The organism is Nonomuraea sp. B12E4, assembly GCF_039871825.1.
GTDB lineage: Bacteria > Actinomycetota > Actinomycetes > Streptosporangiales > Streptosporangiaceae > Nonomuraea.
Map to the genome: position 1 here is coordinate 61,767 of NZ_JBDPME010000026.1, position 14,125 is coordinate 75,891.

Consider the following 14,125-nt stretch of genomic DNA (forward strand, 5'->3'; position numbering starts at 1 on the left):
CAATCCTCAGCGAGGGTCGAATCAGGCGCATGGCACGAGCCGCGATGCTCGGAGTGACTTTTGTCGACGACAGGCAGAAGGCGATCGATGCTCGGCCTATCGTCGCGGTAGCAGGCGTGGAGGGCGCGCCGGATGGGGTGGCGGGCAGGGAATGGGGCGTACGTTTGGCCGAATTTATGTGGAAATATCGCAACTTTCGCCGCTACTTCTTGACATTTGGCCGAAACAGGCGCGTACTTCATCGGAAGTCACCCCTAACCAGCACCCTCGACCCCCTGTAAGTCCCACGCTTACACCCTCGCTCCCAACGCACACGAGCAGCTGCACCCTGCCCTCATGCGAGTGGGGCGCCGTCACCCGATTGGGGAACCATGACCGAGGTAGGCAGAGGCATGGCGAAGAGTCTGTTCTCCCGGCGCGCCTTCACCGCCTCCGCGGCGTTCGCCGCGGTCGCACCGCTAGTGGCGGCCGGCCAGGCCGAAGCGGCCATCGACAAGCCTGAGGACAAGCCCGGCAAGGGCAACGTCCGCCGTATGACCCTCTACGCCGAGCGGCTGCCAGACGGCCGGCTGGGCTATGGCCTGGAGCCCGGCAAGCCCACGATCCCCGGCCCTCTCATCGAAATGGTCGAGGGCGACACCCTCGAGATCGAGATGGTCAACACCCTGGACGTGCCGGCCAGCCTGCACGTGCACGGGGTCGACTACGACACGGCCAACGACGGCACCAGACTGACCAACAGCGTGGTGGAACCGGGCGGCCGGCGTACCTACACCTGGCGCACCCACGCGCCCGGCCGGCGTCCGGGCGGCAGCGTCGAGCCCGGCAGCGCCGGCTACTGGCACTACCACGATCACGTCGTGGGGACCGATCACGGCACGGGGGGCATCCGGCAGGGGCTCTATGGGCCGCTGGTGGTCCGCCGGAAGGGCGACGTCAGGCCGGACAAGCAGTTCACCGTCGTCTTCAACGACATGTCGATCAACAACCAGCCGGCCCACCAGGCGCCCGAGTTCGTCGCGAAGCTCGGCGAGCGGGTGGAGTGGATCGTGATCACGCACGGCGAGTTCTACCACACGTTCCACATCCACGGGCACCGCTGGGCCGACAACCGCACCGGCCTGCTGGAACACCCGAAGGACCAGACCCGGATCATCGACACCAAGATCACCGGACCGGCCGAGTCGTTCGGCTTCCAGGTGATCGCCGGGGAGCGCGTCGGCCCGGGACCGTGGATGTACCACTGCCACGTCCAGAGCCACTCCGACATGGGGATGGCCGGGATCTTCATGGTGACCGACGCGGACGGGAACGTCCCCGGCCACCCGGGCCATCCGACGGGCGCGCATCACTGACGCGGCCCCGGACCCGGCCGCGGCAGAACCCTCAACTCTTCCCCAGCAGGTCCGAATCACCCTCAACCCGAAGGAGCGAACGATGGGCCGGAAAGCCCTCTTACCGCCCCGACCACCCGCCTGGCGCCGCTTGCTGACCACGGTGTCGGGCGCCTTCCTGATCCTCGGGCTGGCGACCCCCGTCGCCCTGCCCGCCCAGGCGCAGGCCGCCGCCCCGAAGCCGCCCGGAAAGGGCGCCGCCGGCGTGCTCGTCTTCCACGGTCCGGCCGACCAGCAGGACGACCCGGTCGAGCAGGCCACGGAGGCGATCAAGGAACTGGGCAGGACGAACGGCTTCTCCATCGACGCGTCGCAGGATCCGGTGGTCTTCAGCACCGACAACCTGGCGCGCTACCGCGGCGTGGTGTTCCTGTCCGCCAAGGGCGCGGCGCTGAACGACGGCCAACTGGCCGCCTTCCAGGCCTACATCAGGAGCGGCGGCGGATTCGTCGGAGTCCACGACGCCGCGCGTGCCCAGGCGGACTCGGCCTGGTTCACGGAGCTGATCGGCACCCGCCCCGCCGGCAGCCTCCCCCCGCCGGAGAAGGTGGTGGAGAGCGCCGCCAGCGGCGAGAACCCGCCGAACGAGACGAAGGACAAGCTGTTCGACGGCAGCAACGACACCAAGTGGCTGGTCCGGACGCCGACCGGATGGGTCCAGGGGAAGCTCGAGAAGCCGGTCGCGATCGCGCACTACGCGTTGACGTCCGCCAACGACTCCCCCGGACGTGACCCGAAGGACTGGACCCTGCAAGGCTCCCAGAACGGTACGAGCTGGACCGACCTCGACAGGCGGACCGGGGAGAGCTTCGCCCAGCGGTTCCTGACCAAGGAATACACGTTCGACAACAGCACGGCGTACCAGTACTACCGGCTCAACGTCACCGCGAACGGCGGCGAGCCCCTGACCCAGCTCGCCGAGCTGCGGCTGTTCGGCCCCACCGCCGGAGAGCCCCCGGAGAGCAAGCCGCAGAAGGCCGTCGTCGACCTCGTCGACCGCCGGCACCCGGCGAACAAGGGGCTGCCCTTCACCTTGAAGCGCACCGACACGTGGATGAACTGGAGCCCCAACCCGCTGGGCAAGGTCCACACGGTCGCGCAGGTCGGAGAGCACACGTACGACCCGGGCCTGAACGGCAACGGCGCGTTCCACCCCGTCTCGTGGTGCCGTGACTACGACGGGGGCCGGTCGTTCTACACCGGTATGGGCGGCACCGAGGCCGGCTACACCGGCGACGAGCAGTTCCAGAGCCACCTCGGCGGCGCCATCCGGTGGGCGGCCGGCCTGGTACGCGGTGACTGCCAGGCGACCATCGCCTCGAACTACACCGTCGAACGGCTGACCGCGCAGAACCAGCAGGGCCGGCTCGACCAGATCGGCGAGCCCCACGGCCTGACCATCGCCCCCGACGGCAAGGTCTTCTACATCGGCAAGGCGGCCTGCGCGACCGGCCCGATCGCCGACTGGAACGACCCCAAGGTCGGCCTCGGCTGCGGCACCATTCACCAGTGGGACCCGGAGACCAAACAGGTCAAGCTCCTCACCACGCTGGCCGTCATGGGCAACCGCGGCAGCGGCGACGAACTGGTCAAGAACGAGGAGGGCCTGGTCGGCATCACGCTCGACCCCGAGTTCGAGCAGAACGGCTGGGTCTACGTCTACTGGATGCCGCACGAGTCGATCGACAGGGAGCGGCGGATCGGCAAGCGGACGGTCTCCCGGTTCACCTACGACGCCGCCGGCCAGACCATCGACCAGGGCACCCGCAAGGACCTGCTGCAGTGGGACACCCAGATCCACAGCTGCTGCCACGCGGGTGGCGGCATGGCCTTCGACAAGGACGGCAACCTCTACGTCGGCACCGGTGACAGCAACTCCTCCGGCGGCTCGGGCGGCTACTCCGGCAACAACTGGACCGCGAACTACATGGGCCTCTCGTTCCAGGACGCCCGCCGTACCGCGGGCAACACCAACGACCTCAACGGCAAGATCCTCCGTATCCACCCGGAGCCCGACGGCAGCTACACCATCCCCAAGGGCAACCTGTTCACCGGGGAGGAGGAGGGCGGCGGCAAGACCCGCCCGGAGATCTGGGTGATGGGCGTCCGCAACATCGCGCGCATCGCCTGGGACAACGTGAACGACTGGCTGACCGCCGGATGGGTCGGCCCCGACGCCGGCGGTCCCAGCCCGATGTGGGGTCCCGCCAAGTACGAGACCGCCACGATCCTCACGTCCGCCGGCAACCAGGGCTGGCCGTACTGCATGGGCGACAAGCAGCCCTATCGTGACCGCAGCAACACCGACGCCACCCAGCCGGCCGACTGGTACGACTGCGACAACCTGAAGAACACCTCACCGCGCAACACCGGCCTCGTCGACATCCCGCCGGCGCGCTCCAACATGATCTGGTACTCGCCGCAGGGCGGCGGCCCGGTCTACCCGAAGCGGGACGACGGCAGCGGCCTGCCCACGTACCAGCCGGGCGAGGAGACCTTCACCATTCCCTACCTCAAGGGCGGCGGCCAGGCGATCATGTCGGGGCCGACCTACCATCGCTCCCAGGTCGACACCGGCAGCGGTGTGGCGTGGCCGGCGTACTGGGAGGACAAGTGGTTCATCGGTGACCAGTCCAACGGCAACAACCGCGTCGCGGTGACCGTCGACCCGAAGACCGTGCCCGAGGCGGGCCGGCCGGTGTTCGGCGAGGACCTGCGTCAGATCATCCCGGGTGGCGGCGGCAACGCCCAGCTCCAGTCGTGGATGGACGCCAAGTTCGGGCCGGACGGCGCGCTCTACATGCTCGACTACGCCGGCGGGTTCTTCAGCCTGCACCCCAACCAGAAGCTGGTCCGCATCGCGTACAAGGGTGGTCCGGCGACGCCGAACCCGAGCGCGGCCGTGGCGCGTCCGGTCCGGCAGAGCGACCCCAAGGCGATGACGTTCTCCAGCACGAAGGCCGGCGGCGTGTCGTGGGAGTGGGACTTCGGCGACGGTGGCAAGCCGTCGGAGGAGGCGAACCCCACGCACACCTACAAGGACTTCGGCACCTACAAGGCGACGCTGAAGGTCACCTACGCCGACGGTGAGGCGGCCACCGGCACGATCGACGTCAAGGTCGGATGCGCCGCCCCCGACGCCCGGCCGACGGTCCGGCTGCTCGACACCGACACCGGCGTGACCAACCGCGCGGCCGGTGGCGGCTGCACGCTGAACGACCTGATCGACGACGAGCGTGACTGGAAGAACCACGGCGAGTTCGTGCGCCACCTCAACGACGTGGTGAACCAGGCCCGCAAGGACGGCGTCATCGACAACCGCGAGGCGTCCGCGCTCAAGCAGGCGGCCGCCAAGTCCGAGATCGGCAGGACGAACGGATACGAGACCATCTTCGACGGGACGGCGCAGTCGCTCCAGGGGTGGACGCAGGCCCCCTCGGGGCAGTTCAATCTGCAGCCGGACGGCACGATCCGCGCTTCTGGCGGTCTCGGAATGCTGTGGTACTCCAAGAAGGCGTACGCCGACTTCTCGGTGAGGCTGCAGTTCCGTGACGTCGCGCCCGACCCGAATCGCGCCAACAGCGGAGTCTTCGTACGCTTCCCCGACCCGAGAACGCCGCTGGAGCAACGTCCCGCGGGAAGCTGCGGAACGGTCGGCTCGGCCCGTACGTCGCCCGCCTGGGTCGCGATCTTCTGCGGTCACGAGATCCAGATCTACGACGGCGACACGGGCGAGCCGCAGAAGACCGGCTCCGTCTACAACTTCTCCGCCACGGGCCTGGACAAGGCCGGGGTCACCCCGAAGGGCACGTGGAACGACTACGAGGTCCGGGTGGTCGGGCAGCACTACACGATCATCCGCAACGGCAATGTGATCAACGAGTTCGACAACACGCCGGGCAAGGCGTCGTCCCGCGCCGGCGACCCGCCCACGGACCTGCGCCAGTTCGTCAGCGGGTTCGTCGGGTTGCAGAACCACAGCAACAACGACGCGATCGAATTCCGCAACATCCGCCTGCGCGAACTCTAGTCCGGTCCCATCGAGAGGTGCATCGATCCCATGCATGTCCGCTTGATCCATGCTTTACGCAGGACGTTCCAAGCCGCCGCCACGGCGCCGGGCCTGGCCGTGGTGCTGCTGACCGTGGCGCTTCCCGCGCTCTTCCTGTCGTCGGTCCGGGCCGACGCGCGGCCCCGCGCGCAACTGACGGCCCAGGCGGACCAGGTGCTCACCTGGACGGCCGACAACAGCATGACCGCGTACAAGTCGACGCCGGACACCGCCACGGCGGGGCCCGCCACCATCGTCTTCGAGAACAGTGCGGCGACCGGTAACACCACCGGCATGACGCACACCCTGACCTTCGACGTCTCCACGCCCGGCTACAACCACGATGTCAGCCTCAACATCATCGCCAGCCCCTTCGACGCGAACGGCGGCCGGCACCAGGCGCAGGTGAACCTCACTCCGGGCAAGTACCGCTTCTTCTGCGCGATTCCCGGTCACGGCCAGATGGTCGGCGAACTGGTGGTCACCGACGGCGGCGGCACGGACACCACCGCGCCGCAGGTGTCGGCACAGGTGGCGGGTGACCGGGACGACGACGGCAACTACGTCGGCGCCGCGACCGTCACCCTCACCGCGAGCGACACCGAGTCCGGGGTCGACACGGTGGAGTACGCGCTCGATGACGGCGCGTTCGCCGCGTACTCGGCTCCGGTGTCGGTCAACCAGGTGGGCGCGCACACGGTGCGCTACCGGGCCACCGACAAGGCCGGGAACACCTCACCGGTGGGCTCGGTGACATTCACCGTGGTGGCACCCCAGGAGGAGGACACCACTCCCCCGCAGGTGACCGCCCAGGTGACGGGTGACCGGGACGACGACGGCAACTACGTCGGCGCCGCGACCGTCACCCTCACGGCGACCGACGCCGGTTCCGGGGTGGGAACGGTGGAGTACTCGCTGGACGGCCAGCCGTACGCGGTGTACGCCCAGCCGCTCGCGGTGAACCAGCCGGGCGCCCACACCGTGACCTACCGGGCCACAGACAAGGCGGGGAACACCTCCGAACCGGGCACGACGGCATTCACGGTGGTGGCTCCTCAGGAGGAGGACACCACTCCCCCGCAGGTGACCGCCCAGGTGACAGGCGATCGCGACGACGACGGCGACTACGTCGGCGCCGCGACCGTCACCCTCACCGCGAGCGACACCGAGTCCGGAGTGGACACGGTGGAGCACTCCCTGGACAACGGCGCCTTCACGGCATACTCGGCTCCGGTGTCGGTCAACCAGGTGGGCGCGCACACGGTGCGCTACCGGGCCACCGACAAGGCGGGGAACACCTCACCGGTGGGCTCGGTGACATTCACCGTGGTGGCGCCTCAGGAGGAGGACACCACCCCGCCGCAGGTGACGGCGCGGATCACCGGCAACATGGACTGGGCCTGGAACTTCGTGGGCTCCGCCACGGTGACGCTCACCGCGACCGACGCCGACTCCGGGGTGGACACGGTGGAGTACTCGCTGGACGGCCAGCCGTACGCGGTGTACGCCCAGCCGCTCGCGGTGAACCAGCCGGGCGCCCACACCGTGACCTACCGGGCCACAGACAAGGCCGGGAACACCTCGGCTGTCGGCACGGCCAGGTTCATGCTGGTCAAGGCCGCACCGGACCGGGAGACGCCCGGCCCGGACTGCCCGAAGCCGGGCAAGAGCTGTAAGGGCACGTGACCCCTGCCGGCGGGCGGCCTCTCTCGAAGGCCGCCCGCCGGTTTCCGTGCGTTTCACGACCGCCAGGGCGACCGTGTGTGGTCAAGGAGCACTACGGCCAGGACAGAGTGCTCTCGCAGGCGTCGTAGTCAACGAACTCGGTGGACACGCAGGTGTCGGCACCCTCGTCGTAGTCGTACTCGCGGGCGTGGTCGAGCCCCCACTCACCGACGAGGAGATCATTGCCCGCACCACCGTAGAGGTAGTCGCCTTCGCCCATTTGACGGCTGTCGTTGAAGTCGCCGTAGAGCTTGTCGTAGCCGGAACCGCCATAGAGCCAGTCGACGCCCTGCATGCCGATGAGCATGTCGCCACCGCCAGGGCCGCCGTTCAGCGTGTTGTCCGCCTCGTTGCCGATGAGGGTGTCGCTCTGCCAGCCGCCGTAGAGGTCCTCCACGTCGCCCGGGATGTTCTCCAGCTCACCCGCCGCGCCGTCGTCGGCCAGGCCGTTCAGCGACGCCTTCACCGACTCCCCGTGTTCGCCGTAGCTCACCATGTCGTGGTCGCCGGTGCCGCCTTTGTAGGTGTCGGTGCCGAGTCCGCCCCGAAGCTCGTCGTCGCCCGGTCCGCCGTCAAGGGCGTCGTTACCGTCCGAGCCCTCCATCAGGTCTCCGCCGTCCGCGCACTGTTGCTCGCAGCCGCCGAAGAGCTGGTCGTTGCCCTTCTCCGGTTGCCCGCGATTGGCGCGCAGGTCCTCCGGGCTGAGGCCCCCGGAGACCCACTGCACTCCGGGTCCACCGTAGACGACGTCGTTTCCCCAACCGCCGAACAGGCGGGCATCCAGCTTGTCCTTCGTCGGCAGGAGATTGACTATCGTGTCGCTGCCTCCGTGGCCGTCAACGTACAGGCCGGTAGCGCCCGCATCGCATTGGACCTCGTTGTCCGTGACGTCGGTGCAGCCGCCACCGGGAAAGATCGGGTAGTTGTCGTCGATGACTCGCACCCGGCCGTAGGAGTCCGGGATGATCCGGACGTGGTTGTCCCCGTAGCCGCCGTGGAAGAACAGGACTCCCGCCGAGTCGAGCCAGACATCGCCGGTGTTGGGGTCGAGCGGGTCCACGTCCGCCATGGCGCTGCCGGATGGAACCGCTGTGAGCCCCGCGGCTAATACCGCGGCTCCCAGCCACAGTGCGGCTTTTCTGACCTTCATATGTCGTCCTTTACTTTGCGGGGAGATCAGGTATCTCCGATTTTCAGGCGCGGGATCAGGCGACTTTCCACATACCTCAGGCGTTGGAAAACTCACCATGCCGTTCGCCGGAGTTGGCGAGACGGGTTTTGGGCAACGTGTCAGGATGCGCCGGGGATCCCTGTAGCCGGACGGCGCACTTATGGCGCCGTCCGGACGGTGCCGCACTCTAGCACATTCGGGATCATGAAGATGAGCGACCATTCTTTGCCGCTACACTTCCCCGGAGTCCCTTTTCCGCATTCTGTAGTTGGGGCGACAGCGGGCTTGTATTATTCTCCGGGTCAGCCCTTTACGGAGCGGCGTGCCGACCGGCAAATATCGCAGTCATCTGTTACGGAGTCTGCGCGTTGCCGTGTACGACGAGATCGACCTCTGCTACCGGGCTTATAATAAGTACACGCATATGATAGGCGTTGGCTTATTATCTGGCAAACACTCATCTTGGGCCCCCTGACGAGCCGTGGCAACACGAGCGTGGGGATCACCAGTTCGGCGACGCCCATGATCGCGGCCACCACGCCGATGCCTGCAACCGGCCTCCGCCCGCCGGTGTTCCTGTTCCCGTTGGCTCCACCCAGAGGAGAGGAAAGCGATGACCGAACTCGATTACGGCGGACAGACGCGGGGCGATACCTCCGAGGATCGGATGACGTCCCGGCACGTATTGATCCTGGTTCTCCTGCTCGGCGCCCAGTTCATGCTCGCGGTCGACTTCTCGGTGCTCAATATCGCTGTGCCGGCCATCGGCTCCGACCTCGGCTTCGAGCTGAGCAGCCTGCAGTGGATCGTTACGGGATTCATGCTGCCCGCCGCGGGTTTCACTCTGCTGTTCGGTCGTATCGCGGACCTGTTCGGCCGGCGCAACCTCTTCCTGGCGGGGATGCTGCTCCTCGGGGTGGCGTCACTGGTCGGCGGCTTCGCTCAGTCGCCGGGCATGCTCCTGGCCGGACGTACGGGGCAGGGACTGGCCACCGCGATGGCCACGCCCGCCGCGATGTCGCTGCTCACCACGGCCTTCCCGGAAGGCCCGCTCCGCCGGCGTGCCCTCGGGCTCAACGGCACCCTGCTGACCGGCGGCTTCGCGCTCGGATCTGTGCTCGGCGGCGTGCTGACCGAACTGCTGAGCTGGCGCTGGGCCTTCCTGATCAACCTGCCGGTCGTCGTGCTCATCGTGCTCATCGCCCCGCGCGTCCTGAGCGACACCGGCGAGCGGATCCGCAGCCGCCTCGACGTTCCCGGCGCGGTCATGGTCACCGGCGGCCTGGTGAGCCTGGTCTACGGCATCTCCGCGACCGAGCAGAACGGCTGGGGCGACCCCGTCGTCATCGGCTGCCTGGTCCTCGCCGCGACACTGCTGGTCGCCTTCTGGTTCATCGAGTTGCGTAGCCCGCACCCGCTGGCGCCGGTCAGCGTGCTCAGGCGACCCACCGTCCGCTGGGGCAACTTCGCCGGGATCATCGTCGTCGGCATGCCCAGCGCGGTCGTCTTCCAGATGACGCTCTACTTGCAGGACGTACTCGACTACCAGCCGCTCGCCTCCGGGCTGGCGTTCGGCGGGTCCAGCATCGCGGCCATCGCAGGCGGGCTGCTCGCCCCCCGGGTGATCGGCGCCATCGGGGGCAAGCCGGCCCTCGTCACCGCCCTGACCATCCAGGGCCTGGGCATCCTGGGGCTGCTGACCGTGAACGAGAGCGCCACAGGCATCTACATCGTCCTCACCGCCGTCGCTGTCGCGTTCTTCGGCCACGCCATGGGCCTGGTCTCCTACACGGTCATCGCCACCTCCGGCCTGCCCGACGAGGAGCAGGGCCTGGCCACGGGGATGAGCACCATGAGCCAGCAGATCGCCCTGACCCTCGGCACTCCCGTCCTGGCCGCCGTCGCGCTCTACGGCACCGGCACGGCCGCCGGCGTCGAGGCGAGCATCGGCAACGTCCTCGACGGCATGCATCTGTCGGTACTCGTGGGCGCCGTGGCCAGCCTCGCGGCCGGGGCGCTGGTAGCCGCCTTCTTCCGCTCCCGCGCCACGGCCAAGAGCGCGGCCACATCCTGGCGCTCTCCCGGATGGACGCAACCGCCGTCGTCGCCGCCGACGTCGCACGGAACAAGGCCAACACCGCGCTGACCGTCCGTACCCCCACCCACGAGTTCGCCGAGGCCATCAAGCAGGACACCGTCCTGGTCAGCAGCCTCGCCGGCCAGCCCGGCATGGCGCTGTTCTCCGGCGGCCTCCCGCTGATCTCCGGTGACACACCGATCGGCGCCATCGGCGTCAGCGGCGGAATGGGGGACGAGGACCTGATCATCGCCCGTGCGGGTGCAGCCGCCATCACCGCCCGCCCTTGAGCCGCGTCGGCCGGCACCGCGCACGGCCCGGTGCCGGCCGACACCAGAGCAGCGGACGGACGCAGGTGCCCTGGGACGAGATCGACGATCCCCGGCCGAGCGGCACCGCAGGGTCGTCGCAACTCGCGACGGCGTGGGTCACTACATCGAGGCGGATCAGGACGGCCGTGACCCCGGCCGTGCACGGCGTCTGCTGGCGGAGCAGTGGGCCGCCGGTGAAGGCGGGGCCGGCGCCGAGTCGGTCCGCGATCCGGGACCGGTCCCGGAGAAAATACACATACTCGACGGATGACACACTCCGTACAGACGAGGAGTTAACATGTCCCCCGTATCATTACCGCCCTGGCCATCGCCGCATCCGTGGTCGTCGGCGGTCTCTCTCCGGCCGCCGCCTCAACCTCCGAAACCTCCGCGGACAAGCCGAACCTGCGCGCCTGCTACGACGGCAAGTGCAAAATCACGATCACCAAGAGCGTCTCGTTCCCGGTGCACCCCCGCTTCCACATGAAGAGGCTGCGCGTCGGCTTCTCTTCCAACGGCGTGACCGCGAACAGTTCGAGCGGGGGTGGCGCGGGAGCGAGCTCCTGGTCGGGCGGCTACGTCAGTAAGGGCGGGTGGATGCAGATCAACGGCATTCGGGTCACCGTCGTCTCGCTGTCAGACTCCAAGGCTGTACTCAGCCTCACCGCCAAGCGCTGAGGCTCGCATATCGCATCGGCGGCACCCTCACCGTCGCCACAGGCCCATCCGCCGCGCCCGGCCTGCTCGCCGCGGTCGGAATCGCCGCTGCGCAACTCGCCCTCCAGCGGCTCGGCGAAACCCCCGGCCCTCCCAGGCCCTCACGCGAGTCGGAACGATCGAGGCCGATCCGGGGGCCAGGCGCGGTTGGCACCGCTCTCAGTTGCCGGGTATCAGCGGTCTACGCCGGTGCCCAGGGGTCGGTTAGGTGTGCCCGTCGCGTCCGCAGGAAGGTTCGTTCGGTGTCGTTCGTGGCCAGGGTGATGGCCTCGTCGTAGGCGGCGACGGCGTCCGAGGTGCGGCCGAGGCGGGTGAGCAGGTCCGCGCGGGTGGCGGGCAGCAGGTGGTAGCCCGGCAGGTCCAGCTCGTCGACGATGGCCAGCGCCAGCGCCGGTCCGTGCACCTCGGCGACGGCGACCGCGCGGTTGAGTGCCACGATCGGGGTCGGGGTGTGCTGCAGAAGCTGATCGTAGAGCGCCAGCACCTGCGCCCAGTCGGTCGCCGGCCCGTCCGTGTGCACGGCGTTGATCGCGGCCTGCAACTGGTACGGCCCCGGCTGAGCACGCCGCAGGCACCGCCGTACCAGCTCATGTCCCTCGGCGATCAGCTCCCGGTTCCACAGCGCCCGGTCCTGCTCGGCGAGCACCACCAGCTCGCCCGAGGGCCCCACCCGCGCCGGCCGCCGGGCCTCGGTGAGCAGGAGCAGCGCCAGCAGCCCGATCACCTCCGGCTCGTCGGGCATCAGCTCGGCGAGCGCCCTCGCCAGGCGAACCGCCTCCAGGCACAGGTCCGTCCGCAGCAACTCCCCCGACGTCGAGGTGTAACCCTCGTTGAAGACCAGGTAGAGCACGGTGAGGACCGAGGTCAGCCGATCGGGGAGCTCGGCGGCGTCAGGCACCCGGTAGGGGATGCCGGCGTCGCGGATCTTCTTCTTCGCGCGGACGATCCGCTGGGCGATGGTCGTCTCCGGCACCAGGTAGGCCCGCGCGATCTGCGCCACCTCCAGCCCGCCGAGCAGGCGCAGGGTGAGCGCGGTCTGCGCGAGCGGCGACAGCGCCGGGTGGCAGCAGGTGAAGATCATGCGGAGCTGGTCGTCGCGCACCGGTCCCACCTCCTCAGGCTCGTCGGGTTGGTGCAGCAGCAGCGCCTGGGCGTGGCGGGCCTCGCGGGTGGATTCCCGGCGCAGGCGGTCGATCGCCCGGTTGCGGGCGGTGGTCACGATCCACGCGCCGGGATTGGGCGGCAGCTCGTCCCACTTCTGGACGGCCACCGCGAACGCGTCCTGTACGGCCTCCTCGGCGAGCCCGATGTCACCGAGGAGGCGCGTCAGCGTGGCCACGCACCGGCCGTACTCCGCCCGGTAGACGCTGTCCAGATCCATCCGTGCTCATGCTCCCTGCGCGTCTTCGAACGGGCGCACCTCGATCGGGCACCCGCAGGCCAGCGCGCACTTCTCCGCCCAGGCCAGCGCCTGGTCCAGGTCGTCGCACCGGATCACCCAGAACCCGCCGAGCTGCTCCTTCGTCTCGGCGAAGGGGCCGTCGGTCATCGTGGTCGTGCCGTTGCCGGGGTGCACGACCATGGTGGCGTTCGAGGACAGCAGGCCGCCGACGAACACCCACGATCCGGCGGCCCGCATGTCGGCGGTGACCTGGGCCGTCCGGGCCCGCTGCTCCCGCATTTCCCCTTCGGGCGGCAACGGCGCGCTTTCGTCGAACTGGACGGCGAGCAGGTACTGCTTCATGGCGAACTCCTTCGCGGGATCAGGCGGACAGGCGGCGGGCGACGGCCGGGATCACGATCGCGGCGGCGACCACATGCGTCAGCATCAGCAGCACCTTCGTGGCCGCCGACGCTTCCACGAGCCCATCCGGTACCAGTGACCTGCGGCGGGGTCAGGTGACGAGCAGGCGGAGGCCAAGCTCCGCCGCGTCCAGCGCGATGAGGTCGCGGTTGCGTTCGGCCCACCGGCCTGAGTCAAGGTCCTCACGGAGGCTGCGCACGGCCCGCTGCTCGGCCTCCGGCCCGACCCTGGCCCACACCGACACTCCACGACGTACACGTTCATCCAGGTACGCCTCGGGCCGGCGCCAGTGGGCCTCGAAGAAACCGTCAGAGCAGTCCCACGGAATGGGCACCGGCTCGATGCGGGCTTCGATCGCGTCGGCCAGTCCGGCCAGCGACGGCCGACCGGTCAGGAGGTCAGCGACCTCGGGCAGGTAGTCGCGAGTGAGCCAGAACCGATGACGCCATCCGCTGTCACTGGAGTCGTGCGTGAACACCACCACGCGGCGAGCCACGCGCCGCATCTCACGCAGCCCGGCGATCGGGTCCTGCCAGTGATGAACGGTGCTGACAGCCATCGCGGCGTCGAAGGACCGGTCCTCGAAGGGGAGGCTGTCCGCGCTGGCAGCCACGCACGGAGCCGCGCCCGCGGGTCGCTTCGCCCGCATGAGGGCCGACGGTTCCACGGCGGTGACGTCGCGGTCGGGGGGCTCGTAGGAGCCGGTGCCGGCGCCGACATTCAACACCGTTCGCGCGTCGCCGAGCGCGGCCCAGATCCTGGCGGCGATCCGCGGCTCCGTGCGCCGCGTCACGGTGTAGGTGGCTCCGATGGTGTCGTACAACTGTGCTCCGGGCATGTCGCCGCCTCCCTGACTGGGGCCGATCCCACCCCAC

Annotated in this window: 11 protein-coding genes; 6 read left to right on the forward strand and 5 right to left on the reverse strand. The window is 68.9% G+C overall.

From position 1 onward, the window contains the following. Positions 1-392 precede the first annotated feature (392 nt). The 3 genes from ABGB18_RS38760 (at position 393) to ABGB18_RS38770 (ending at position 7,131) form a co-directional block, all read left to right on the forward strand. The gene (locus ABGB18_RS38760) at positions 393-1,355 is read left to right on the forward strand and encodes a multicopper oxidase domain-containing protein (RefSeq protein WP_347700660.1); all 963 of its coding nucleotides are present in this window, start codon (positions 393-395) and stop codon (positions 1,353-1,355) included. 82 nt (positions 1,356-1,437) lie between these two features. Beyond that, the gene (locus tag ABGB18_RS38765) at positions 1,438-5,424 is read left to right on the forward strand and encodes a ThuA domain-containing protein (RefSeq protein ID WP_347700661.1); all 3,987 of its coding nucleotides are present in this window, start codon (positions 1,438-1,440) and stop codon (positions 5,422-5,424) included. Positions 5,425-5,454: 30 nt separating this feature from the next. Beyond that, positions 5,455-7,131 carry a chitobiase/beta-hexosaminidase C-terminal domain-containing protein gene (locus ABGB18_RS38770; protein ID WP_347700662.1) on the forward strand — a complete coding sequence of 559 codons (1,677 nt, stop codon included), beginning with the start codon at positions 5,455-5,457 and terminating at the stop codon, positions 7,129-7,131. 91 nt (positions 7,132-7,222) lie between these two features. Here the strand turns inward: ABGB18_RS38770 and ABGB18_RS38775 are convergent, their stop codons facing one another. Further along, positions 7,223-8,320 carry a calcium-binding protein gene (locus ABGB18_RS38775; protein ID WP_347700663.1) on the reverse strand — a complete coding sequence of 366 codons (1,098 nt, stop codon included), beginning with the start codon at positions 8,318-8,320 and terminating at the stop codon, positions 7,223-7,225. Between the two features lie 634 nt (positions 8,321-8,954). On the opposite strand from ABGB18_RS38775, the gene ABGB18_RS38780 reads away from it, so the two are divergent. From ABGB18_RS38780 to ABGB18_RS38790, 3 genes are all read left to right on the forward strand, one after another. Beyond that, entirely contained in the window at positions 8,955-10,487 is a 1,533-nt protein-coding gene (locus ABGB18_RS38780; protein ID WP_347700664.1) for an MFS transporter, read from the forward strand. After that, positions 10,427-10,708, forward strand: a complete 282-nt coding sequence (locus ABGB18_RS38785; RefSeq protein WP_347700665.1) for a heme-binding protein — start codon at positions 10,427-10,429, stop codon at positions 10,706-10,708. Before ABGB18_RS38780 ends, ABGB18_RS38785 begins: the two co-directional genes overlap by 61 nt. Before the next feature lie 360 nt (positions 10,709-11,068). After that, positions 11,069-11,407 (forward strand): hypothetical protein, encoded by a 339-nt coding sequence (locus tag ABGB18_RS38790; RefSeq protein ID WP_347700666.1) that lies wholly within the window; start codon positions 11,069-11,071, stop codon positions 11,405-11,407. A gap of 220 nt (positions 11,408-11,627) precedes the next feature. Here the strand turns inward: ABGB18_RS38790 and ABGB18_RS38795 are convergent, their stop codons facing one another. The 4 genes from ABGB18_RS38795 to ABGB18_RS38810 are packed head-to-tail and all read right to left on the reverse strand — an operon-like array spanning position 11,628 to position 14,088. Beyond that, entirely contained in the window at positions 11,628-12,827 is a 1,200-nt protein-coding gene (locus ABGB18_RS38795; RefSeq protein ID WP_347700667.1) for an RNA polymerase sigma factor, read from the reverse strand. Positions 12,828-12,833: 6 nt separating this feature from the next. Further along, positions 12,834-13,190 carry a YciI family protein gene (locus ABGB18_RS38800; RefSeq protein ID WP_347700668.1) on the reverse strand — a complete coding sequence of 119 codons (357 nt, stop codon included), beginning with the start codon at positions 13,188-13,190 and terminating at the stop codon, positions 12,834-12,836. A 19-nt stretch (positions 13,191-13,209) separates the two neighbouring features. Beyond that, positions 13,210-13,326 carry a DUF6069 family protein gene (locus ABGB18_RS38805; protein ID WP_347700734.1) on the reverse strand — a complete coding sequence of 39 codons (117 nt, stop codon included), beginning with the start codon at positions 13,324-13,326 and terminating at the stop codon, positions 13,210-13,212. Positions 13,327-13,341: 15 nt separating this feature from the next. Further along, positions 13,342-14,088, reverse strand: a complete 747-nt coding sequence (locus ABGB18_RS38810) for a class I SAM-dependent methyltransferase (RefSeq protein WP_347700669.1) — start codon at positions 14,086-14,088, stop codon at positions 13,342-13,344. Between the last annotated feature and the right edge of the window lie 37 nt (positions 14,089-14,125).

Coding starts and splice junctions, on each gene's coding strand:
- ABGB18_RS38760 (WP_347700660.1), top strand. CDS start 393: ATGGCGAAGAGTCTGTTCTCCCGGCGCGCCTTCACCGCCTCCGCGGCG.
- ABGB18_RS38765 (WP_347700661.1), top strand. CDS start 1,438: ATGGGCCGGAAAGCCCTCTTACCGCCCCGACCACCCGCCTGGCGCCGC.
- ABGB18_RS38770 (WP_347700662.1), top strand. CDS start 5,455: ATGCATGTCCGCTTGATCCATGCTTTACGCAGGACGTTCCAAGCCGCC.
- ABGB18_RS38775 (WP_347700663.1), bottom strand. CDS start 8,320: ATGAAGGTCAGAAAAGCCGCACTGTGGCTGGGAGCCGCGGTATTAGCC.
- ABGB18_RS38780 (WP_347700664.1), top strand. CDS start 8,955: ATGACCGAACTCGATTACGGCGGACAGACGCGGGGCGATACCTCCGAG.
- ABGB18_RS38785 (WP_347700665.1), top strand. CDS start 10,427: ATGGACGCAACCGCCGTCGTCGCCGCCGACGTCGCACGGAACAAGGCC.
- ABGB18_RS38795 (WP_347700667.1), bottom strand. CDS start 12,827: ATGGATCTGGACAGCGTCTACCGGGCGGAGTACGGCCGGTGCGTGGCC.
- ABGB18_RS38800 (WP_347700668.1), bottom strand. CDS start 13,190: ATGAAGCAGTACCTGCTCGCCGTCCAGTTCGACGAAAGCGCGCCGTTG.
- ABGB18_RS38810 (WP_347700669.1), bottom strand. CDS start 14,088: ATGCCCGGAGCACAGTTGTACGACACCATCGGAGCCACCTACACCGTG.